This window comes from Pseudomonas sp. H3_C08 (genome assembly GCF_054669455.1).
Genome location: NZ_CP162803.1, coordinates 5,690,053 through 5,712,017, shown reverse-complemented (window position 1 = coordinate 5,712,017; position 21,965 = coordinate 5,690,053). Strand labels below are relative to the sequence as shown.

Sequence of the window (21,965 nt, the reverse complement as noted above, 5' to 3'; positions counted from 1 at the left end):
ATTGTACACAGCGACACAGAGGCTCACAAATTTGACGACGAAATGTCGCAAATTCATGTCGCATTTGTGAAAGGTTTAAAGCGATCTGCTGTGCTAGTCAAAACTTTTTTAATTTTGACCGCAACGACTCAAAGACTACTGTGACGCAGACACCACAAGGCACGCGACCTGAGAAGGCGGCGCGCACTCGTAGAAATTTTGAGGTGCTTGGAGAGGCGGCCTGGGTAAGGCCGCCGAATCTTCAGCGAGTTGTTGCCAGTTCCTGTTGGACGCTGGCGACAGTGCGAGGCCAAGGTTTACCAGCCTGAACCTTCGCTGGCAAGGCCTTGATGGCAGAAACGGCTGCATCACGATTGGCGAAGTTGCCGTAGGTGATCACGTAAAGCGGTTTGCCGTTGAGGACTTTCTTGAAATAACGGTACTCACCGCCCTGCTCTTTGACGAAGTTTTGCGCTGCCGCTTCAGAGCTGGTGCCGAGGATCTGCACCACGTAGTTGCCGGTCGGCTGACCGGCATACCAGCTGCCACCGGCGGCTTTGGCAACGGTCACCGGCTTCTCGGCCGGTTTTGCAGCGGCGACTGGCTTGGCCGGCGCTGGGGCCGGTTTGGCGACTGGCGCGGCCGGAGCAGGCTTGGCGGTGGCAACCTGAGCAGGAGCAGGAGTCGGTTTGGCGGCCGGCAACGGAACCGGTGTCGGCGCGGGACCGGCAGGAACGCCCGCCGGTGGCGCGGAAGTGGTCACGGTCGGCGGAGTCGCACTGGAACCTTCCAGCGGCACGCCATCGTCGCCTTCGGTAATACCGCCAGCGGCTTCAGCCAGCGGGCCGCGCATGACCGGTTGCGAGTTACCGACCAGCGGCAACGGCATCGGTTGCGTATTGCCGGCGAACTCGACGTTCGGTGCGCCGCCATTGGCACCCTGCCCCAAAGGCAACTGTGCCTGTTCATTGGCAGGAGCGCCGGTGGTTGGCGCCTTGTTGCGACCCGGCATCAACCAGGCGGCGGCGACCGCGACCACAACGACGGCGGAAATCGCCAATACGTGTTTCTTCGGCATGTTGAACCCCATACTTGGACGCTTGACCGCAGAGCGGCTGGCAATCATGACTTCGATCAGAGCATCGCGAGCGACCTGGTTGATATTGCCCGGCCAACCCTCGGCACTTTCGTGAATATCAGAGATCTGATCCGCGCTGAAAAGTTCGACACCCCGGCCGGCACCTTCGAGCCGTTGGTCGAGATATTCGCGGGTCTCTTCTTCGGTGTACGGCTGCAGCTCGATGACGTGGAAACGCTCTTCCTCAAGGTGCAACGCCTCGAGCTGAGCGATCAGCGACGATTCACCGAACAGGAACACATGCGGGCGACCTTCCGGTGCGCCGGCACCCAGCGCCATCAGCGCTTCGAGAGCGGACTCGTCGAGCTGCTCAGCGTCGTCCACCAACAGATAGACTTCCTGGCCGGTCAGTGCGAGTTGCACCACTTGATCGAGAATCGCGCCAACTTCGGCCTGAGCGACGTTCAGCGCCTGCGCCACCTGGCGCAACACACCGGCAGCATCACCGGCGCCACGGGCGGAAACCACCACACTCTGCACCGACTGCTTGTTGGTGCTGGCGACCAGCGCCTGACGCAGCAAGGTCTTGCCACTGCCTTGCGGGCCGGTGACCACCAGCAGCAACTGGCTGTAACGCGCCAGATGATGCAGTTGACCCAGCACCGGTTTGCGCTGAGCCGGGAAGAACTTGAAGCCCGGCACGCGTGGCGCGAACGGGTCGTGACTTAACTGGAAATGGCCGAGGAACGCCTCGTCGGCATGCAAACTAGTCATTGGAATCTTTTCAACCTTTAAGCTGAGCCAGGGCGCGGTAATCCGCTCCCAGCGTGGCCTGTAGAACCTCTTTCGGATAATCGTCGGTCACTACCGCTTCGCCCATCCGGCGCAGCAGCACCAGGCGCAGACGACCGTCGATCACTTTTTTGTCGATTGCCATGTGTTGAAGAAAATCGGCTTCGGTCATTTCAGTCGGCGGCACCACTGGCAAGCCGGCGCGCTGGAACAGACGAATACCGCGATCACGCTCCTCGTCACTGATCCAGCCCAGACGCGCGGACATCTCCAGCGCCATCACGGTGCCAGCCGCGACCGCTTCCCCGTGCAACCAGACACCATAGCCCATGTGGGTCTCGATGGCGTGGCCGAAAGTGTGGCCGAGGTTGAGCGTGGCACGTACCCCGGTTTCTTTCTCATCGGCGCCAACCACCGCAGCCTTGGCCGCGCAAGAGCGCTCGATCGCGTAAGTCAGGGCTTTCTGGTCCAGCGCACGCAGGGCATCGACGTTTTCTTCGAGCCAGGTCAGGAATGGCTCGTCGCAGATCAGCCCATACTTGATGACTTCGGCCAGACCGGCAGACAGCTCGCGCTCTGGCAGGGTTTTCAGGGACGCCGTATCGATCAGCACCACGTTCGGCTGGTAGAACGCGCCGACCATGTTCTTGCCTAGTGGATGGTTGATACCGGTCTTGCCGCCCACCGAAGAATCGACCTGGGACAGCAATGTCGTCGGAATCTGGATGAAGTCGACGCCGCGCTGGTAACAGGCTGCGGCAAAACCGGCCATGTCGCCGATCACACCGCCGCCGAGGGCGATCACGGTGGTGCGGCGGTCATGACGGTCAGTCAGCAGACCGTCGAAGATCAGTTGCAAGGTTTCCCAGTTCTTGAAGGCTTCGCCGTCCGGCAACACAACGGAGATCACCGAGAACTGCGCCAGGCTGCGGGTCAGACGTTCAAGATAGAGCGGCGCAACGGTCTCGTTGGAGATGATTGCCACCTGCCGCCCATGGATATGCGGAGCCAGCAGCTCGGGCTGATCCAACAAACCTTCGCCAATATGAATCGGGTAGCTGCGCTCGCCTAGATCGACCTTGAGTGTCTGCATGTGTCCCCACAGTGAAGATGGAAGCAGGCGTCCTGCCCTGAATTATTGGTTATCTGCGGCCTATAGCGGGTATGACGCCGCTTGCACGCCATCCGCCACAACCTCGGCGGACTGTGACAGGACGCCGAGGATAGCGCATTTCGAGCGCTGCTTTAACGGGGAGGAAGCTGCGCCAGACGATCGAGAATGTCGAGCACCACCATACGTGGCGGCCGCTCGTCGGTTTCCACCACCAGATCGGCAATTTCCCGATAAAGCGGATCGCGGATCGCCAGCAGGTCACGCAGGGTTTTTTCCGGATTGGCAGTTCGCAGCAACGGCCGGTTGCGATCGCGCGACGTGCGGCCGACCTGCTGCTCCACAGAGGCGTGCAGATACACCACTCGCCCACCCTCATGCAGGGCCTTGCGATTGGCATCGCGCATGACTGCGCCACCGCCGGTCGCCAGCACCACGCCATCGAACGCGCACAGCTCGGCGATCATCGCCTGCTCACGGTCACGAAAGCCGGGCTCGCCTTCCTTGTCGAAGATCCACGGGATATTGGCGCCCGTGCGCAATTCAATTTCCTTGTCGGAATCTTTGAACGGCAGGCGCAGCTCTTTGGCCAGTAACCGGCCGATGGTGCTTTTGCCAGCACCCATCGGTCCTACAAGAATCAAATTTCGCACAGAATCAACGACTCACAGCAATCGCCTGGTTATTCATGATACGTGGTGTGAGAAATACCAGCAGCTCGGATTTTTTCTCCGATACCACATCACGCCGGAAAAGGCGGCCAAGATACGGCACATCGCCAAGAAATGGCACCTTATCTACGACCTTGCTTTGAGTATTTGAGAAAACACCGCCAATCACGATGGTTTCGCCGTCATTGACCAGCACCTTGGCGTTGACCTCGTTTTTCTTGATCGGCGGCACATCCTGCACTTTGTTCAGGTAATCCGGTTCGTCCTTGGTGACCTTGACCTCCATGATGATGCGGTTGTCCGGGGTGATCTGCGGGGTGACTTCCAGCGACAGCGAGGCCTCCTTGAACGACACCGACGTCGCGCCGCTGGAGCTGGCTTCCTGATACGGAATCTCGGTGCCTTTGAGGATTTTTGCGGTTTCCTTGTCGGAGGTGACCACCTTCGGCTGCGAGACGATTTCGCCGTTGCCGGTCTTCTCCATGGCAGTCAGCTCAAGATCAAGCAGGACATTGTCGGTAATGAAGGCAATGCCGATCCCCGATGTATTACCCACAGTGCCCATGTCGACGAACGGCGAATTGGTGCTGGTACTGCCCGGCGTACCAATGGTGGTCGATGAACCGTTGACCCCGGAAGCGTTCCAGTTGCCCTTGTTCTGGATCGAGCCGCCCCAGCGCACGCCCAGACTTTTGTCGTAATCGACGTTGGCCTCGACAATCCGCGCTTCGATCATCACCTGACGCACCGGAATATCCAGTTGCGCCACGATCCGCCGCAGTTCGTCGAGGCGATCCTGAGTCTGGTAGGCAATGATGTTGTTGGTGCGCTCGTCGACGGTAATCGAACCGCGCTCGTCGATTTTCGCCTCGGCACTGGTCACCGACTGGAACAGCTTGGCGATGTCCGCGGCTTTGGCGTAGTTCACCTGTAGCAGCTCGCGGCGCAACGGCGCCAGTTCGGCGATCTGCTTCTGCGACTCCAGTTCCTGACGCTCGCGGGCAGCGATTTCATCGGCCGGCGCCACCAGCAGCACATTGCCGATCTTGCGCTTATCCAGGCCCTTGGTTTTCAACACCAGATCCAGGGCCTGATCCCACGGCACATTTTGCAGGCGCAAGGTGATGCCACCCTGCACCGTGTCGCTGGCAACCAGATTGAGGTTGGTGAAGTCGGCGATCAGTTGCAGCACCGAGCGCACATCAATGTCCTGGAAGTTCAGCGAGAGCTTTTCGCCGACGTACGCCTGACGGTCAGCGTTGCGTTTTTGCAGGTCATCGACGGTCATCGGGCGGATGCTGACGGTCAGTTTGTTGTCGGTCTGGAAGGTGGAGTACTCGTAGGTGCCACTGGGTTCAACGGTAATGACTGTGCGATCAGCGGTTACTCCGGCATTGACGAACTGCACCGGGGTGGCGAAATCCTTGACGTCGAGGCGTACCCGCAACTTGTCCGGCAACTGCGTGCGCGCGAAGGTGAGGATGATCTTGCCGTCATGCTCCTGGATATCCGGGGCGATGGTCGGGTCGGACAGGTCGATGACCACATTGCCTTCCCCCGCCGTACCACGCTGGAAGTCCACACCGCGAATCGCCCGGCTTTTCGGCACAAAGGCCTTGGCGGGTGCGGCCGCTTTAGCCGTAGTGCGGGGCGCAGCGGCTGCAGGGCGCGACGCATCTGCCGGTGCGCCCTGACCGACCACCACGAACAGGTTATTGCCCTCAACCCGCGTGGTGTACGGCGCCAATTGCGTCAGGCTGACAATCAGCCGCGTGCGTTCCTTGGCCTCAACCACAGTAGCGGTGCGCGCATTGCCACTGCCCAGATCGAGGTTCTTGCTGGCCAACTGACTGGCGACACCGGGCAGGTCCAGGGCAATCCGCGCCGGCGATTCGGTGGTGTAGCCCTTGGGTTGTGGCGGCGGGCCGTCGAACGACAACTTCAGCTCGACGCGATCACCCGGCAACGCCGCCACGTCCAGCATCTTCAGATTGACCGCGAGTACCATCGGCGACATCAGCGCTATCCATAGCGAAAAACCGAGGGTGGAGAAAATCCTGTTCATTGTTCGACTTCCACTATGAGTGCTCTTTCAAAGGAATGGTGCGCGGACGCTCCAGCCAGGCGCCTTCGCCGTCGGGGACGATTTCGACGACATCGACCTGGGTGGCGCTGATAGCGACGATGCGACCGTCATTGCGCCCCAGGTAATCGCCGACTTTCAGCCGATGCACGCCGCCCGCCCCGCGCAACAGCGCAAAGGAGCCGGAAACATTGGAGATCGTGCCGACCATCTCGAACTGCTCGATGTTGAAACCTTCGAGGTACTGCTTGACCCGATTGGGATCGGGCTTGACGTTGCGTGAGCCATGTTTCTGCCCGGCCAGATCGACCCGCACCTGGCGCGAGAACGGACTGCGCAGGTTGGCCGCGCTGTAAGTGAATGTTGGGTAAGACCGGAATGTCGGGGTTGGTTCAATCTTGCCTGCCGGGCGCAGGCGTACTTCATTCAGGTAGGCATCAAGATCGCTGAAGTCATTGCTGCCACCACAACCGCTCAACGCGAGCAGCGTCATCGACAACGCGATGTAACGAGTCGGGCTCATTTCTGCAGCCCCTTGTCGTTATACCGGTAGGTCTTGGCAAGGATGCTCATGCGCAGCTTCGGCCCGCCCTCTTTATCGGCAGGCGCGAGTTCGAAATCGTGCAAGGTGACAATGCGTGGCAGCCCGGCCACGCCACTGACGAAGGTCGCAAGGTCGTGATAGGCACCGGTGACGGTGATCTGGATCGGCAGCTCGATGTAAAACTGCTGGGTGACCTCCGGCAGAAGTTTGATCTCTTCGAACTCCAGGCCGCTGCCCAGCCCGGTGCGGGTGATGTCTTCGAGCAGGCCCGGCACTTCGGTGTCACTGGGCAATTGGCGCAACAGCACGCCAAAGGTGTTTTCCATCGCCTTCATTTGTTGGGTGTACAACTCAAGGTTGGCCGAAAGACGTGCCTTGCTGGCGAACTGCTCCTTGAGCGTGGCTTCTTCCTCGCGCTTGGTTTCGAGTTGGTTTTCCAGGTCACTGATGAAAAAGTTATAACCGAGCGCCAGGACCAACACCATCAACAGCGCCCCGGCGATGGCTTTCACTGCTGCCGGCCATGAGCCGATGTTGCTGGTATCGAGGTCGTTGAAATCGATGTCGCGCAGACTTTCCAGCCATTCGGACGGCTTCATTGCTCGTCCTCCACGGTGCGGGGCTGGGTCTGCCGTACGGTCAACTCAAACGTGTTGGCCTGATCCACCTGGCCCGCCGTCGTCGCCTTCACCTCGTTGAGACTGGGCGCGTCGAACCAGTCGGAAGCATCCAGATTGCGCATCAACTCGGAGACCCGGTTGTTCGATTCGGCTGCACCGCTGATCGACAGGGTTTTGCCAACCATCTTCACGTCGGTGAAATACACACCGTCCGGCAGCGTGCGCGCCAGTTGATCGAAGATTCGCCCACTGATCTGCCGGTTGCCCTGCAAGTCCTGGATGATGCGCATGCGCTCGACCAGTTGCTGACGACGCGCCTTGAGATCGCTGATCTGTTTGATCCGTTCGTCGACCACAGCAATCTGCTTGCCGATGTAATCATTGCGCGCCACTTGCTGCTCAATCGCCGCACTGATGATCTGATCGGCGATGAGCACCGCACCGATCGAGCCGGCCAACACGCCGATCAAGGCCAGCAGAAAGCGCTTGCGCCGCTCTTCGCGACGTTCCTCGCGCCAGGGTAGGAGGTTGATCCGCGCCATCAGTCGAAACTCCTGAGCGCGAGCCCGCAGGCGATCATCAGCGCCGGCGCGTCGCTGGCCAAAGCCCCGGCGTTGACTTTGCTGCTCAAGGCCATGTTGGCAAACGGGTTGGCTACTTGTGTCGGTGTGCTCAGGCGCTGCTCGATCAACCGATCCAGCCCGGGCACTGAAGCCGTGCCGCCGGCCAGCAGAATGTGATCGACCGCGTTGTATTGCCCGGAGGCGAAGAAGAACTGCAGCGAGCGCGACACTTGCTGCACCAGCGCCTCGCGAAACGGTTGCAAGACCTCGCTGATGTAATCATCGGGCAGGCCACCCTGTTTTTTCGCCAGCCCCGCTTGTTCGAGGGTCAGGCCATAGCGGCGCTGGATTTCCTCGGTCAGTTGCCGGCCGCCGAACAATTGCTCGCGGGTATAGATGATCTTGCCATTGTGCAGGACGCTGAGCGTGGTCATGGTCGCGCCGATGTCGACAACAGCGACAGTCAGACGCTCCTGAGACGCCGCCAGTTGCGTGGCCAGCAAGCCGAACGAGCGCTCCAGCGCATAGGCTTCGACGTCGACTACCCGCGCGGTCAGCCCGGCCAGAGCCAGCGCCGCTTCGCGGACTTCGACGTTTTCCTTGCGACAGGCAGCGAGCAACACGTTGACCCGCTCAGGGTTGCGCGGTGACACGCCCTGGACTTCGAAATCGATGGCGACTTCGTCCAGCGGGTAGGGAATGTACTGATCGGCCTCGATCTTGAGCTGGTTTTCCAGCTCGTCGTCGGACAGCCCGGCGTCCATCTCGATGATCTTGGTGATCACGGCGGAACCGGCCACTGCGACTGCCACGCTCTTGAGCCCGGTGCGCGCCTTGACCAGTAAACGGCTCAGGGCCTGACCGACGCCTTCAAGTTCGGCGATGTTCTTTTCGACCACGGCGTTGACTGGCAATGGCTCTACCGCATACGCCTCGACCCGGTAGCGATCACCCTGACGGCTCAGTTCCAGCAGCTTCACTGACGTGGAACTGATGTCGATCCCCAGTAACGTATTGGCCTTTTTATTGAAGAGTCCCAGCACTACCAATTCCCTATGACTTTCCGTGAGTTACGGACTCTGTAATACGCATTGCGTTCCTTCACCCCGTCTTGACAGAAGCGCAAATGACGCCCCCAGCAGAAAAGTGCTTATAATGCCCAGCGTTTTTTTCCGCTTTTTACTGCAAGCGCGGATGGTTCTGTGTGTAGCCGGAGCCCCGTCGCCAAATTCATTCTTTGCACTGGATGTCCAAAAGCCTTGATTCGTCTGCTGAAATTTTTCGGTTGGTCCATCGTCGCCGTTTTCTGCGGACTGCTTTTAGGTCTCAGCGGCGCGTTTCTTTACCTTAGTCCGGGTTTGCCGTCTGTGGAGGCTCTGCGAAGCATTCAGTTGCAGATTCCGCTGCGGGTCTACTCCAGCGACAACAAGTTGATCGCCGAATTTGGCGAAATGCGCCGCACACCGATCCGTTTCGCCGACATTCCCCCCAATTTCATTAATGCGTTACTAAGTGCTGAAGACGACAATTTCGCCAACCACTATGGCGTCGATCCGAGCAGCCTGATGCGCGCCGCGACCCAACTGGTCAAAAGCGGACACATTCAGTCCGGCGGCAGCACCATCACCATGCAGGTAGCGAAGAACTTCTTCCTGACCAGCGAACGCAGCTTCTCGCGCAAAACCACCGAAATTCTTCTGGCCCTGCAGATCGAGCGACAGCTGACCAAGGATGAAATCCTTGAGCTGTACGTGAACAAGATCTATCTGGGCAACCGCGCCTATGGCATCGAAGCGGCGGCGCAGGTGTATTACGGCAAGTCGATCCGTGATGTCAGCCTGGCGCAGATGGCGATGATCGCCGGCCTGCCGAAAGCCCCGTCGCGTTTCAACCCGCTAGCCAACCCGGCGCGCAGCAAAGAACGCCGCGACTGGATCCTCGGGCGCATGTACAAGCTTGGCAAGATCAGCGAAGCGGACTACACCGCTGCGATCAACGAACCGCTGAACGCCAGCTATCACGTGCCGACCCCGGAAGTGAATGCACCGTATATCGCTGAAATGGCCCGTGCCGAGATGGTCGGCCGTTATGGCAGCGACGCTTACACCGAAGGTTTCCGCGTCACCACCACGGTGCCGAGTAACCTGCAGGAAATGGCCAACACCGCACTGCACGAAGGTTTGATGACCTACGACCAGCGTCACGGCTACCGTGGCCCCGAATCGCGTCTGCCGGGCAAGACCCGTGAGGCCTGGGCAAGCGAACTGACCAAGCAGCGCACCATCAGTAGCCTGGAGCCGGCCATCGTCACCCAGGTCGACAAGAACGGCCTGCAAGTGCTGACCCGTACCGGCGAAGAGCACGTCGCCTGGGACACCATGAAATGGGCACGACCGTTCCTCAACACCAACAGCATGGGTGCCAATCCGCGCCAGCCGTCGGATGTCGCGGCGGTCGGTGATCTGGTTCGCGTGCAGCGTCAGAAAGACAATTCACTGAAGTTCAGCCAGATCCCGCAGGCGCAAGGTGCGCTGGTGTCGCTGGATCCGCAGAACGGCGCGATTCGCTCGCTGGTCGGCGGTTTCGCCTTCGAACAGAGCAACTACAACCGTGCGATGCAGGCCAAGCGTCAGCCGGGCTCGAGCTTCAAGCCGTTCGTCTACAGCGCCGCGCTGGATAGCGGCTACACCGCTGCCACGCTGGTCAACGATGCGCCGATCGTGTTTGTCGACGAATATCTGGACAAGGTCTGGCGCCCGAAGAACGACACCAACACCTTCCTCGGCCCGATCCGCCTGCGTGAGGCGCTGTACAAGTCGCGTAACCTGGTGTCGATCCGCTTGCTGCAGGCGATGGGCGTAGGCAAGACCATCGACTACATCACCCGTTTCGGCTTCAACAAGCAGGATCTGCCGCCCAACCTGTCGCTGGCGCTGGGTACTGCAACGCTGACGCCGATGGAAATTGCGACCGGTTGGAGTACGTTCGCCAACGGCGGTTACAAGATCACCCCGTACATCATCGACAAGATCGAAAGCCGTAATGGCGACACGCTGTTCGTCGCCAACCCGCCAACCGTGCCTCAGGGCGGTTCGGCGACGGACGGTATCGCGGCGCCGCACACCGATTCGTTTACGGTCAACGCCACACCGGTTGCGGGCGAGGCGCCGGGCAGCGCGGCCGTGCCGCAAACACCGGCAGTGGCCGAGCGAATTGTCGATGGCCGCACCACGTACATCCTCAACAGCATGTTGCAAGACGTGATCAAGCTCGGCACCGGCCGTCGCGCGCTGGCCATGGGGCGTAGCGATATCGCCGGTAAAACCGGTACCACCAACGAATCGAAAGATGCCTGGTTCTCCGGTTACAACGCCGATTACGTGACCACCGTGTGGACTGGTTTTGACCAGCCGGAAAGCCTCGGTCGTCGCGAGTTCGGCGGTACTGTGGCGCTGCCGATCTGGATGAACTACATGTCGGCTGCGCTGAAGGACAAGCCGCCGCACGTGCAGCCTGAGCCAGAAGGCTTGCTGAGTCTGCGCGTGGATCCGGTCAGTGGCCGAGCGGCGACGCCGAGCACGCCAGGCGCGTATTTCGAGCTGTTCAAGTCTGAAGACACGCCGCCGTCGGTGAATGAACTGGGTAATGGCGCCGTACCGGGCAGCCCGCTGCCAGCGGATGAGCAGGCGCCGATCGATCTGTTCTGATCCTGAAGCAGCAAAAAGCCCCGCCTTCGTGAGAAGTGCGGGGCTTTTTTATGGCTGAAGATCTAGAGCCCCTCACCCTAGCCCTCTCCCAAAGGGAGAGGGGACTGACCGAGTTGTCTAGCGCTCTACATCGACCTGAGAGAGCTGTGTCGATTATGGATTCAAAACAATACGTTCAAGTCGGCGTAACTCCCGAACATCCCCCAATCAGTCCCCTCTCCCCCTGGGAGAGGGTTAGGGTGAGGGCCCTTGTCGATATGAAATGCGATCCTGAGAATTCTCGAAAACAAAAAAGCCCCGACTCTCACGAGCCGGGGCTTTCGTTTGAAGCGCTACAACGGCTTAGCCGTTGAACACGTCATCCACGCTTTTCAGCGGGTAGTTCTTCGGATACGGCAGGGTCGCCACACCGGTCTCGATTGCGGCTTTGGCCACAGCGTCGGAGATCAGGGTGATCAGGCGCTTGTCCATTGGCTTCGGAATGATGTACTCACGGCCGAATTCCAGCGGCGCACCACCGTAGGCATCGCACACGTCCTGAGGGACAGGCAGCTTGGCCAGTTCACGCAGGGCGTTGGCGGCAGCCACTTTCATTTCTTCGTTGATGCGCTTGGCGCGAACGTCCAGGGCACCACGGAAGATGAACGGGAAGCCCAGTACGTTGTTGACCTGGTTCGGGTAGTCCGAACGGCCGGTGGCCATGATCACGTCGCTACGGGTGGCGTGCGCCAGTTCCGGGGAGATTTCCGGATCCGGGTTCGAGCAGGCGAACACGATCGGGTTGGCCGCCATCGACAGCAGGCCTTCTGCGCTCAGCAGGTTCGGGCCGGACAGACCGACGAACACGTCAGCGCCTGCCAGTGCGTCAGCCAGGCTGCGCTTGTCGGTAGCGTGAGCGAATACCGCTTTGTACTGGTTCAGGTCGTCACGGCCGGAGTGGATCACGCCGGTACGGTCAACCATGAAGATGTTTTCGATGCGTGCGCCCATGCTCACCAGCAGTTTCATGCAGGAGATGGCCGCAGCGCCGGCGCCCAGGCAGACGATTTTCGCTTCTGGCAGGGTTTTGCCAGCGATTTCCAGGGCGTTGATCATGCCCGCAGCGGTCACGATCGCGGTGCCGTGCTGGTCATCGTGGAACACCGGAATGTCGCACTGCTCGATCAGAGCACGTTCGATCTCAAAGCACTCTGGCGCCTTGATGTCTTCCAGGTTGATACCGCCGAAAGTGATGGAGATGCGTTTTACGGTATCGATGAAGGCTTGCGGGCTTTCGGAGTCGACTTCGATGTCGAAAACGTCGATGCCGGCGAAGCGCTTGAACAGTACGCCTTTACCTTCCATCACTGGCTTGGAAGCCAATGGGCCGAGGTTGCCCAGACCGAGAATCGCGGTGCCATCGGAAATGACTGCAACCAGGTTGCCCTTGCCGGTGTATTTGTAGGCCAGTTCAGGATCGCGAGCGATCTCACGCACTGGTTCAGCTACGCCGGGGCTGTAGGCCAGCGACAAATCGCGAGCGGTAGCAGTGGCCTTGGTGAGCTCGACACTCAGCTTCCCTGGACGAGGATTGGCATGATATTCGAGAGCGGCAGTTTTCAGATCAGACATTTTGGCATTCCGCTTTTTACTGTTGGACAGACTGGTCAGCGAGGATACGCGCCTCGCAAAGTCCCCACAAGACTGAGCGGTCACCCCTGTCAAGCGCCCTGCCCTACGACTTTGGGCCAAGAGCCACGGCGCATAAGGGCTGGACTGTTCACAATCGATAGAAAAAATGTCTACAATTTTTCTTCAGCGCGGCGTTTGCAACATCGAAGGATCCGTCAACGGAAGCAGCCAGCGCGACTGGCCGGATTGCAATCCACCGCGCCGGGAACGATCAACGATCCAGCCACGAGCCTCGATCTGCTTGCCTTTCAATGCCTGCAACCGGGCATTGTCAAATTGTCCGACCAGATTGGGTGCAACGCGCAATACAAGCGAGTCCTGCAACTCGATCCAGATTCCGCCACGATTGCGCTGAACCTTGCTCACACGCCCACTGATCACGGCGAAACCCGAGCGCTGGATCTGCTCCGCTTTCAGTACAGGTGATTGCCGCCAGAGGCCCAGCCCGGCCTTTCGCGCACTACGTTCGGCGGCTTGCTGACAGGCAACAAGATCAACATTCGGCGCAACCGCGACCTGAAAACCGAGGCCATCGGCGAGCATTTGCGCTTCGAGATTGGCGCCGCTGGTGCTGTAAATATGCGCGAGCGTACGCCCGTAATGGTCTTTGGCTTGCTTGCCGGGCAGTAAACCGACGCGTCCGTCACTGGCATCAACCAGCGCTTGCAGGCGTTTGCGTGCGGCTACAGCAAACGGTTCGTCGCTGCGGCCCTGCTTGCCCAGTTCAGGCGTGTTGAGGCCGATCATGCGTACGCTGCGACCGTCGCTCAGGCGCAGCGTGTCGCCATCGACCACGCGCTGCACGGTGACGCTGGTCAGCCCCGCAGGCGCCGGGCAAAAGGCCTGAGCGCCGGATAGCCAAATCGCAGACACAAAAAAGGCGCCCGCGAGGGACGCCTTTTTCAGCAACGAGGAAAAGCCCACCGGGCCCTTCAACCTTACTCTGCAGCAGCAGGTTTCTTGCCGAAAGCACCGAAACGGTCTGCGAAGCGCTGAACGCGGCCGCCAGTGTCCAGAGTCTTCTGCTTACCGGTGTAGAACGGGTGGCATTCGTTGCAAACGTCGATTGGCAGAGCTTTGCCGAAAGTCGAACGGGTTTCGAACTTGTTGCCACAGCTGCAGGTAACAGCGATGACTGGGTAATTCGGGTGGATATCAGCTTTCATGGTGTCTTCCTCAGCTAGCGTGCCGCCACCCAACACTATTGTTGAATACCGCACGTAATTAGGCCGCGGATTCTACCAGACCTTTTCAAACACGCAAGCTGTCACCGAGACCGACCGTCTGCTAGGCTCCCGGCCCAATACGCGATTCCCTTGTAGGAGTGAGCCTGCTCGCGAGAGCGGTATTTCAGACGACATAAATGCTGAATGACAGACCGCCATCGCGAGCAGGCTCACTCCTACAAGGTTATGTGCCGAGCCATACCGCCCGTTTATAGAGATCCCCCCGCGTGCCCGACGCCATTCTGCGCCTAGCCCTGCCTTCACCCTTGCGCCGCCTGTTCGACTATCGAGCGCCGGCCGGCGTGCTGCGTGAGCAATTGCAGCCGGGCATGCGCCTGCGAGTGCCGTTCGGTCGACGCGAGATGATCGGGATTCTGGTCGAGGTCACGGACACCAGCGAAGTGCCGGTGGAGAAACTGAAACCAGCACTGGCCCTGCTCGACGCCACAGCGCCACTGCCACCGGCGCTGTTCAAGCTGTGCCTGTGGACGTCGCAGTATTATCAGCACAGCCTCGGCGACACCCTGAGCTGGGCGCTGCCAGTCCTGTTGCGCCAAGGCGAGCTGGCAGAGGCGCGACAGGAACGTTTCTGGTCGATCGTCCCGGGCGCCAGCCTTGATGATCCGCGCATCGCCCGCGCCCCGCGCCAGCGGGAAGCACTCGCCACCCTCGCTCAACACCCGCACGGCGTCGCCCATCAGTTGCTGAGCAAACTGATGCTGAGCAAGGACAGCCTTGATCTGCTGCTGGCGAAAAATCTGGTGCAAGTGGAAATCCGCCGGCATGCACCCGGCGTGCGCCACGAACATTGGCTGGCGCAACCGGAATTGCCGCTCAACACCGAACAGCGCGCCGCCTACGAGGCGATCCGCGCCGGCTTCGACAGTTATCACGCGTTCCTGCTCGCCGGGGTCACCGGCAGTGGCAAGACCGAAGTCTATTTGCAACTGATCCGCGAAACCCTCGAAGCCGGCAAACAGGCGCTGGTGCTGATCCCGGAGATCAACCTCGGCCCGCAGACCCTGGCGCGCTTCGAGCAGCGCTTCAATGCGCGCATCGCCCTGCTGCACTCGGCGGTCAATGATCGCGAGCGCCTCGAAGCCTGGCTCGCCGCACGTGATGGCGAGGCCGACATTATTATCGGCACCCGCTCGGCGCTGTTCACGCCGATGAAAAACCCGGGGCTGATCATCATCGATGAAGAGCACGACGGCTCTTATAAACAGCAGGAAGGTTTGCGCTACCACGCCCGTGATCTGGCGCTGGTGCGTGCACGGCAGGAAAACATCCCGATCGTTCTCGGTTCCGCGACGCCATCGCTGGAAAGCCTGCACAACGCCTACACCGGCCGTTACGGCCTCCTACGCCTGAATGAACGTGCTGGCGGTGCCAAGCAGCCACGCTTCCTGCGGCTGGATGTGAAAAGCCGTCCACTGGACAGCGGTATTTCCGGGCCGATGCAACAAGCCATCGGCCAGACCCTCGCCAATGGCCAACAGGTGCTGGTGTTCCTCAACCGGCGCGGCTTCGCACCGACGTTGCTCTGCCACGACTGCGGCTGGATGTCCGAGTGTTCGCGCTGCGATGCGCGGATGACCGTGCACCAGCGTTACGGCGAACTGCGCTGCCACCACTGTGGCTACGTCGAGCGCACGCCGCGCCAATGTCCGAAGTGCAACAAGGTCGATCTGCGACCGGTCGGCGCGGGTACTGAGCGCGCCGAAGAACGGCTGGCGATTCTATTCCCTGACTACCCTGTGCTGCGCGTCGACCGCGACAGTACCTCGCGCAAGGACGCGATGAATCAGTTGTTCGCAACGATTCAGAAGGGCCAGCCGTGCATTCTGGTCGGCACGCAGATGTTGGCCAAGGGTCACCATTTTCCAAGGGTGACGCTGGTGTCGATTCTGGATGCTGACGGCGGTCTGTTCTCCGGCGACTTCCGCGCCAGCGAGCGCATGGCGCAGTTGATCGTGCAGGTCGCAGGTCGTGCCGGGCGAGCGGAGGAACCGGGCAAGGTGATTATCCAGACACACCTCGCTGACCATCCTTTATTGGTGCAACTCACCGAACAGGGCTATTTCGCCTTCGCCGAACAGGCCTTGAGCGAGCGCCGCGCCGCCGGGTTGCCGCCGTTTGCGCATCTGGCGCTGTTGCGTGCTGAAGCGCACAAGCCCGGGCAAGCGGAAGGTTTTCTCGATGAGGCGTGTAGCGAAGCCGAGCGTTTGCTGGCAGAGCAGAACCTGAGCGGGATCGAATTGCTCGGGCCAGTGCCAGCACCGATGGAACGCCGCGCCGGGCGTTATCGCGCGCAGCTGCTGTTGCAGGCGACAGCACGGGCGCCGCTGCATCGGTTGCTGGCCAGTTGGTTGCTGGTGCTGGAGCAGATGCCAAGCGGGCGGGCGGTGCGCTGGTCGCTGGATGTCGATCCCGTCGATTTGTATTGAAGATCAAAAGATCGCCGCCTGCGGCAACTCTTGCAGGAAAACGCCTATCCCCTTGTAGGAGCCGCCGCAGGCGGCGATCTTTTGATCTGAATGTCACCACATATCCATAAGCTGCCTGCTAAGGTTGGCAAGCCCGTCTTCGCAACGGATAATGCCCAGTTTTTCCACCCGCGCATCGATGCGCCCGCCGCGCTTGCGGTCGAAAGAGAAGACCATGAAAGACACCATTCGCCAGCTGATCCAACAAGCCCTCACCCAACTCGTCAACGAAGGTGTGTTGCCTGAAGGCCTGTCGCCGGCGATCCAGGTGGAGAACGCCCGTGACAAGACCCACGGCGACTTCGCCAGCAACATCGCCATGATGCTGGCCAAGCCTGCGGGCATGAAGCCGCGCGATCTGGCGGAAAAAATCATTGCCGCACTGCCTGCCGACGAGAACGTCACCAAGGCCGAAATCGCCGGCCCGGGCTTCATCAATTTCTTCCAGAACACCCAGGCCTTGGCCAACCGCCTCGATGCCGCACTGGCTGATGCTCACATTGGCGTGCGCAAGGCTGGCCCGGCGCAGCGCACCGTGGTCGACCTGTCGGCACCGAATCTGGCCAAAGAGATGCACGTCGGCCACTTGCGCTCGACCATCATCGGTGACGGCGTAGCCCGTGTTCTTGAATTCCTCGGCGACGAAGTGATCCGTCAGAACCACGTCGGCGACTGGGGCACCCAGTTCGGCATGCTGATGGCGTATCTGCAGGAAAACCCGATCACCAGCGATGAGCTGTCGGACCTGGAAAACTTCTACCGCGCCGCCAAGCAGCGTTTCGACGAATCCGCAGAATTCGCCGACCGCGCCCGTGGCCTGGTGGTCAAGTTGCAGGCCGGCGATGCCGAGTGCCTGTCGCTGTGGACCCGGTTCAAGGACATCTCGCTGTCGCACTGCCAGAAGATCTACGAACTGCTCAACGTCAAGCTGACCATGGCCGACGTGATGGGTGAAAGCGCCTACAACGACGACCTGATCAACGTGGTCAACGACTTGAAAGCCGCTGGCATGCTGGTCGAGAGCAACGGCGCCCAGTGCGTGTTCCTCGACGAATTCAAGAATGCTGACGGCGATCCGCTGCCGGTAATCATCGTCAAGGCTGACGGCGGTTACCTGTACGCCACCACTGACCTCGCCGCCGTGCGCTACCGCAGTGGCAAGCTGAAAGCCGACCGCGCACTGTATTTCGTCGACCAGCGTCAGGCCCTGCACTTCCAGCAAGTGTTCGCTGTGGCGCGCAAGGCCGGTTTCGTCACCCATCCGATGGAAATGGAGCACATGGGCTTCGGCACCATGAACGGCGCCGATGGCCGTCCGTTCAAGACCCGTGACGGCGGCACCGTGAAGCTGATCGACCTGCTCACCGAAGCGCAGGAACGCGCCTACAACCTGGTGAAAGAGAAGAACCCGCAACTGGCCGAAGACGAGCTGCGCAACATCGCCAAAGTCGTCGGCATCGGCGCGGTGAAATACGCCGACCTGTCGAAGCACCGCACCAGCGACTACAGCTTCAACTTCGACCTGATGCTGAATTTCGAAGGCAACACCGCGCCGTACCTGCTTTACGCTTACACCCGCGTGGCCGGTGTGTTCCGCAAGCTGGGCAAGGATTTCAGCGAAGTCGACGGTCAGATCGTTCTCGAAGCCGAGCACGAACTTGAGCTGGCGGCGAAACTGGCGCAGTTCGGTGAAGTGCTGAACAACGTGTCCGACAAAGGCACGCCGCACATTCTCTGCACTTATCTGTACGACGTTGCCGGTCTGTTCTCCAGCTTCTACGAGAACTGCCCGATCCTCGCCGCCGAAACCCCGGCCCAGATGCAGAGCCGTCTGCGTCTGGCCGCGCTGACCGGTCGCACCCTCAAGCAAGGCCTGGAGCTGTTGGGTCTGGAAACTCTGGAGCGTATGTAAGTTGGCTGCCAAGAAAAACCTGCACCCAAGCGTGGCGCCAGCCGTTACCAAGCTCCTGCGAAGCAACCGATTCCGGGTTGGCTGTGGATGGCCATCGGCCTCACGGTCGGCGCGTTCATCGTGTTTCTGATGAAGCTGGAGCCGGGCAAGGGCAGCGACACGGTCAAGCGCGAGAAAGTCGAACAGGCGCAACAGCAGAAAGCATCGAAGATCGCCGAGGCCAACAAGACCCCGCCGAGCCCGACGCAACCGGTGAAGCCGAAGTACGACTTCTACACCCTGCTGCCGGAATCGGAAGTGATCGTGCCGCCAGACGCGGTGCCGGAGAAGACGTTGCCGACGCCACAAGTGCCGGCCATCCCGACCACGCCAGTTACTCCGGCGGAAGCAGCGAAGATCGACACCGCACGCGCGCAGGCCGCGCTGGCCGGGATCACCCCACCGCCAGCGCCACCAGTGAGCAAAGCGGCGCCGGTAACCAAGTTCTTCTTGCAGGCCGGATCGTTCCGCAAGGAAACCGATGCCGACAAGGTCCGCGCGCAGATCATTCTGCTCGGTCAGGCGGTGGCGGTTGAGTCCGGCACGGTGAAGGATGAAACCTGGTATCGCGTATTGGTCGGGCCGTTCAGCAACCGTGAGCAACTAACTACTGCACAGAAACAACTGGCTGGCGCCGGCTTCAGCAACCTGTTGTTACAACAACGCCAGAGCCGCTGATTCGCCAAACCAGCGCGTCATCGTTCTTCGCGAGCAAGCTCGCTCCCACAGGAATAACGCAGTCCCTGTGGGAGCGAGCCTGCTCGCGAAGGCAATGTTTGCAACACCACATATCCCTGATCAGTCCCCGCCGTTCGTCCCTCCGCATCCTCCCCGGTTGAAATCCTCTCCAGCACCCCCATATGAATGGGCATAAGGCACTTTCGCCCCGCTGTGTGGAGACTCTTCCCTTGACCACCATCGTTTCAGTCCGCCGTCACGGCAAAGTCGTCATGGGCGGCGACGGCCAGGTTTCTCTCGGCAATACCGTGATGAAAGGCAACGCGAAAAAAGTTCGTCGCCTGTACCACGGCCAGGTCATCGCCGGTTTTGCCGGTGCCACCGCCGACGCCTTTACCCTCTTCGAACGTTTCGAAGGCCAACTTGAAAAACATCAGGGCCACCTGGTGCGCGCCGCTGTCGAACTCGCCAAAGAATGGCGCACCGACCGCTCCCTGAGCCGCCTCGAAGCCATGCTCGCGGTCGCCAACAAGGACGCCTCGCTGATCATTACCGGCAACGGTGATGTGGTCGAGCCCGAAGATGGCCTGATCGCCATGGGTTCCGGCGGCGGCTACGCGCAAGCCGCGGCCAGCGCCCTGCTGAAAAAGACCGATCTGTCGGCCCGTGAAATCGTCGAAACCGCTCTCGGTATCGCCGGCGACATCTGTGTATTCACCAACCACACTCAGACCATTGAGGAGCAGGATCTCGCTGAATAAGCCTGACGCGGCCCTGTGCCACGGCTTTTTTCTGCTTGAGGACCGTCAATTATTATGTCCATGACTCCCCGCGAAATCGTCCACGAACTCAACCGCCATATCATCGGCCAGGACGATGCCAAGCGCGCCGTCGCGATTGCCCTGCGCAACCGCTGGCGCCGCATGCAGCTGCCTGAAGAGCTGCGCGTTGAAGTGACCCCGAAGAACATCCTGATGATCGGTCCGACCGGTGTCGGTAAAACCGAGATCGCCCGTCGCCTGGCGAAACTGGCCAACGCACCGTTCATCAAGGTCGAAGCGACCAAGTTCACCGAAGTCGGCTACGTCGGTCGTGACGTCGAATCGATCATCCGTGATCTGGCCGACGCCGCGATCAAGATGCTCCGTGAGCAGGAAATGACCCGCGTGCGCCACCGCGCCGAAGACGCTGCCGAGGATCGTATCCTCGACGCACTGCTGCCGCCGGCCCGCATGGGCTTCAGCAATGAAGAAGCGCCGAGCTCCGATTCCAACACCCGTCAGCTGTTCCGCAAGCGCCTGCGCGAAGGTCAGCTGGATGACAAGGAAATCGAAATCGAAGTCGCCGAAGTTGCCGGCATCGAGATCGCCACGCCGCCTGGCATGGAAGAGATGACCAACCAGTTGCAGTCGCTGTTCGCCAACATGGGCAAGGGCAAAAAGAAAGCGCGCAAGCTCAAGGTCAAAGAAGCGCTGAAGCTGGTGCGCGACGAAGAAGCCGGGCGTCTGGTTAACGAAGAAGAGCTGAAGGCTAAGGCGCTGGAAGCCGTTGAACAGCACGGCATCGTGTTCATCGACGAAATCGACAAAGTCGCCAAGCGCGGTAACGTCGGTGGCGCTGATGTGTCCCGTGAAGGCGTACAGCGCGACCTGCTACCGCTGATCGAAGGCTGCACCGTCAACACCAAACTGGGCATGGTCAAGACTGACCACATCCTGTTTATCGCCTCCGGTGCGTTCCACCTGAGCAAGCCGAGCGATCTAGTGCCTGAGTTGCAAGGTCGCCTGCCGATCCGCGTTGAACTCAAGGCCCTGAGCCCGTCGGACTTCGAACGCATCCTCAGCGAACCGCATGCCTCCCTGACCGAGCAATATTGCGCGCTGTTGAAAACCGAAGGCCTGAATATCCAGTTCCAGCCGGAAGGCATCAAGCGTCTGGCGGAGATCGCCTGGCAGGTCAACGAGAAAACCGAAAACATCGGTGCCCGTCGTCTGCACACGCTGCTTGAGCGTCTGCTCGAAGAGGTGTCGTTCAGTGCCGGCGATCTGGCCAGCACCCACGATGAGAAGCCGATTCTGATCGACGCCGAATACGTCAACAGCCACCTCGGTGAATTGGCGCAGAACGAAGACCTGTCCCGTTATATCCTGTAAGCCATACTTACAGCGGTAGCGGACCCTGTGGGAGCGAGCTTGCTCGCGAAGAGGCCGTGTCAGTCGACATCAATGTTGTCTGACACACCGCTTTCGCGAGCAAGCTCGCTCCCACATTTGCTCAAGGGTCGCCCACACTTCGGACGCCAGCCCATGACTCAAATCCCCACCGACATCAAACTGCACAAAGCCTCGAAGACCCTGACGCTCACCTACGCGTCCGGCGAGGAATACACCCTGCCCGCCGAATTCCTGCGCGTGCACTCCCCCTCCGCCGAGGTCCAGGGCCACGGCAAACCGATCCTGCAATTTGGCAAGCTCAACGTTGGTCTGAGCAAGCTGGAACCGGCCGGTCACTACGCACTGAAACTGACCTTCGACGATGGTCACGACAGTGGCTTGTTCACCTGGGATTATCTCTACGAGCTGGGGCGACGTTATGACGCACTCTGGGCCGATTATCTGGCCGAGCTCAAAGCCGCCGGAAAAACCCGCGACCCGAGCGAGTCGATCGTCAAGCTGATGCTCTAGTCCGAGCCTTGCGCTCATTAGAGGGCATTTTCTAAATTCATCTGTTTGAATGCTCTGCTGTGTGGCCGAGGATCGGCCTGCTTGCGAAAAAAATTAAACTCGGGTAACCAATGGAGCTGGC

The 21,965-nt window shown here is 60.2% G+C and carries 18 protein-coding genes and 1 pseudogene; 7 read left to right on the top strand and 12 right to left on the bottom strand.

Features of this window, described 5'->3' with window-relative positions:
- Positions 1–241: 241 nt before the first annotated feature.
- The 8 genes from AB4N74_RS26075 to AB4N74_RS26040 all read right to left on the bottom strand — a co-directional run bounded on the left by AB4N74_RS26075 (position 242) and on the right by AB4N74_RS26040 (position 8,484).
- A complete protein-coding gene (locus AB4N74_RS26075; protein WP_116255735.1) occupies positions 242–1,831 on the bottom strand; it encodes an AAA family ATPase in 1,590 nt (529 codons plus the stop codon).
- A gap of 10 nt (positions 1,832–1,841) precedes the next feature.
- Positions 1,842–2,942: a 3-dehydroquinate synthase gene (aroB, locus tag AB4N74_RS26070; protein WP_460097664.1), complete on the bottom strand. Its 1,101-nt coding sequence runs from the start codon at positions 2,940–2,942 to the stop codon at positions 1,842–1,844.
- Between the two features lie 152 nt (positions 2,943–3,094).
- The gene (gene aroK, locus AB4N74_RS26065; RefSeq protein WP_011332081.1) at positions 3,095–3,613 is read right to left on the bottom strand and encodes a shikimate kinase AroK; all 519 of its coding nucleotides are present in this window, start codon (positions 3,611–3,613) and stop codon (positions 3,095–3,097) included.
- 4 nt (positions 3,614–3,617) lie between these two features.
- The gene (pilQ, locus tag AB4N74_RS26060) at positions 3,618–5,696 is read right to left on the bottom strand and encodes a type IV pilus secretin PilQ (protein WP_460097662.1); all 2,079 of its coding nucleotides are present in this window, start codon (positions 5,694–5,696) and stop codon (positions 3,618–3,620) included.
- A 13-nt stretch (positions 5,697–5,709) separates the two neighbouring features.
- Positions 5,710–6,237 carry a pilus assembly protein PilP gene (locus tag AB4N74_RS26055; RefSeq protein WP_093430079.1) on the bottom strand — a complete coding sequence of 176 codons (528 nt, stop codon included), beginning with the start codon at positions 6,235–6,237 and terminating at the stop codon, positions 5,710–5,712.
- Positions 6,234–6,857, bottom strand: a complete 624-nt coding sequence (pilO, locus tag AB4N74_RS26050) for a type 4a pilus biogenesis protein PilO (protein WP_093430078.1) — start codon at positions 6,855–6,857, stop codon at positions 6,234–6,236. The genes AB4N74_RS26055 and pilO overlap by 4 nt, the downstream gene beginning before the upstream one ends.
- Positions 6,854–7,420, bottom strand: coding sequence for a PilN domain-containing protein (locus tag AB4N74_RS26045; protein WP_093430077.1), 567 nt, complete (start codon positions 7,418–7,420; stop codon positions 6,854–6,856). Before AB4N74_RS26045 ends, pilO begins: the two co-directional genes overlap by 4 nt.
- On the bottom strand, positions 7,420–8,484 hold the full coding sequence (locus AB4N74_RS26040) for a pilus assembly protein PilM (protein WP_093430076.1): 1,065 nt from the start codon (positions 8,482–8,484) through the stop codon (positions 7,420–7,422). Before AB4N74_RS26040 ends, AB4N74_RS26045 begins: the two co-directional genes overlap by 1 nt.
- 219 nt (positions 8,485–8,703) lie before the next feature.
- Here AB4N74_RS26040 and AB4N74_RS26035 point away from each other — a divergent pair, with 219 nt between their 5' ends.
- Positions 8,704–11,148 (top strand): penicillin-binding protein 1A, encoded by a 2,445-nt coding sequence (locus AB4N74_RS26035; protein ID WP_460101231.1) that lies wholly within the window; start codon positions 8,704–8,706, stop codon positions 11,146–11,148.
- 342 nt (positions 11,149–11,490) lie between these two features.
- On the opposite strand, the gene AB4N74_RS26030 is transcribed toward AB4N74_RS26035, so the two are convergent.
- The 3 genes from AB4N74_RS26030 to rpmE form a co-directional block, all read right to left on the bottom strand.
- Positions 11,491–12,759, bottom strand: a complete 1,269-nt coding sequence (locus AB4N74_RS26030; RefSeq protein WP_064117089.1) for a malic enzyme-like NAD(P)-binding protein — start codon at positions 12,757–12,759, stop codon at positions 11,491–11,493.
- A gap of 183 nt (positions 12,760–12,942) precedes the next feature.
- Positions 12,943–13,743 carry a thermonuclease family protein gene (locus tag AB4N74_RS26025; protein ID WP_460097660.1) on the bottom strand — a complete coding sequence of 267 codons (801 nt, stop codon included), beginning with the start codon at positions 13,741–13,743 and terminating at the stop codon, positions 12,943–12,945.
- A gap of 14 nt (positions 13,744–13,757) precedes the next feature.
- Complete coding sequence (gene rpmE / locus AB4N74_RS26020) at positions 13,758–13,985, bottom strand: 50S ribosomal protein L31 (protein WP_016984589.1); 228 nt, start codon at positions 13,983–13,985, stop codon at positions 13,758–13,760.
- Between the two features lie 287 nt (positions 13,986–14,272).
- On the opposite strand from rpmE, the gene AB4N74_RS26015 reads away from it, so the two are divergent.
- Positions 14,273–16,492 carry a primosomal protein N' gene (locus AB4N74_RS26015; RefSeq protein ID WP_460097658.1) on the top strand — a complete coding sequence of 740 codons (2,220 nt, stop codon included), beginning with the start codon at positions 14,273–14,275 and terminating at the stop codon, positions 16,490–16,492.
- A 93-nt stretch (positions 16,493–16,585) separates the two neighbouring features.
- On the opposite strand, the gene AB4N74_RS26010 is transcribed toward AB4N74_RS26015, so the two are convergent.
- Positions 16,586–16,708, bottom strand: a complete 123-nt coding sequence (locus AB4N74_RS26010; protein ID WP_256579857.1) for a hypothetical protein — start codon at positions 16,706–16,708, stop codon at positions 16,586–16,588.
- On the opposite strand from AB4N74_RS26010, the gene argS reads away from it, so the two are divergent.
- From argS to AB4N74_RS25985, 5 genes and pseudogenes are all read left to right on the top strand, one after another.
- Positions 16,707–18,443 (top strand): arginine--tRNA ligase, encoded by a 1,737-nt coding sequence (gene argS / locus AB4N74_RS26005; RefSeq protein ID WP_460097656.1) that lies wholly within the window; start codon positions 16,707–16,709, stop codon positions 18,441–18,443. The genes AB4N74_RS26010 and argS overlap by 2 nt on opposite strands.
- A 12-nt stretch (positions 18,444–18,455) precedes the next feature.
- Positions 18,456–19,160, top strand: a pseudogene (locus tag AB4N74_RS26000) (SPOR domain-containing protein); the annotation flags it as partial.
- Positions 19,161–19,390: 230 nt separating this feature from the next.
- On the top strand, positions 19,391–19,921 hold the full coding sequence (gene hslV, locus AB4N74_RS25995) for an ATP-dependent protease subunit HslV (protein WP_016984593.1): 531 nt from the start codon (positions 19,391–19,393) through the stop codon (positions 19,919–19,921).
- A gap of 54 nt (positions 19,922–19,975) precedes the next feature.
- On the top strand, positions 19,976–21,313 hold the full coding sequence (gene hslU, locus AB4N74_RS25990) for an ATP-dependent protease ATPase subunit HslU (RefSeq protein ID WP_064388878.1): 1,338 nt from the start codon (positions 19,976–19,978) through the stop codon (positions 21,311–21,313).
- Between the two features lie 153 nt (positions 21,314–21,466).
- Positions 21,467–21,844 (top strand): gamma-butyrobetaine hydroxylase family protein, encoded by a 378-nt coding sequence (locus AB4N74_RS25985; protein WP_116255730.1) that lies wholly within the window; start codon positions 21,467–21,469, stop codon positions 21,842–21,844.
- The last annotated feature ends 121 nt before the right edge of the window (positions 21,845–21,965 follow it).

What these genes read in the sequence shown, in the direction of transcription:
- AB4N74_RS26010 (WP_256579857.1), bottom strand. Translation starts at nt 16,708, where the DNA reads ATGGTCTTCTCTTTCGACCGCAAGCGCGGCGGGCGCATCGATGCGCGG.
- AB4N74_RS26030 (WP_064117089.1), bottom strand. Translation starts at nt 12,759, where the DNA reads ATGTCTGATCTGAAAACTGCCGCTCTCGAATATCATGCCAATCCTCGT.
- aroB (WP_460097664.1), bottom strand. Translation starts at nt 2,942, where the DNA reads ATGCAGACACTCAAGGTCGATCTAGGCGAGCGCAGCTACCCGATTCAT.
- argS (WP_460097656.1), top strand. Translation starts at nt 16,707, where the DNA reads ATGAAAGACACCATTCGCCAGCTGATCCAACAAGCCCTCACCCAACTC.
- AB4N74_RS26055 (WP_093430079.1), bottom strand. Translation starts at nt 6,237, where the DNA reads ATGAGCCCGACTCGTTACATCGCGTTGTCGATGACGCTGCTCGCGTTG.
- AB4N74_RS26045 (WP_093430077.1), bottom strand. Translation starts at nt 7,420, where the DNA reads ATGGCGCGGATCAACCTCCTACCCTGGCGCGAGGAACGTCGCGAAGAG.
- AB4N74_RS25985 (WP_116255730.1), top strand. Translation starts at nt 21,467, where the DNA reads ATGACTCAAATCCCCACCGACATCAAACTGCACAAAGCCTCGAAGACC.
- AB4N74_RS26075 (WP_116255735.1), bottom strand. Translation starts at nt 1,831, where the DNA reads ATGACTAGTTTGCATGCCGACGAGGCGTTCCTCGGCCATTTCCAGTTA.
- rpmE (WP_016984589.1), bottom strand. Translation starts at nt 13,985, where the DNA reads ATGAAAGCTGATATCCACCCGAATTACCCAGTCATCGCTGTTACCTGC.
- pilO (WP_093430078.1), bottom strand. Translation starts at nt 6,857, where the DNA reads ATGAAGCCGTCCGAATGGCTGGAAAGTCTGCGCGACATCGATTTCAAC.
- hslU (WP_064388878.1), top strand. Translation starts at nt 19,976, where the DNA reads ATGTCCATGACTCCCCGCGAAATCGTCCACGAACTCAACCGCCATATC.
- pilQ (WP_460097662.1), bottom strand. Translation starts at nt 5,696, where the DNA reads ATGAACAGGATTTTCTCCACCCTCGGTTTTTCGCTATGGATAGCGCTG.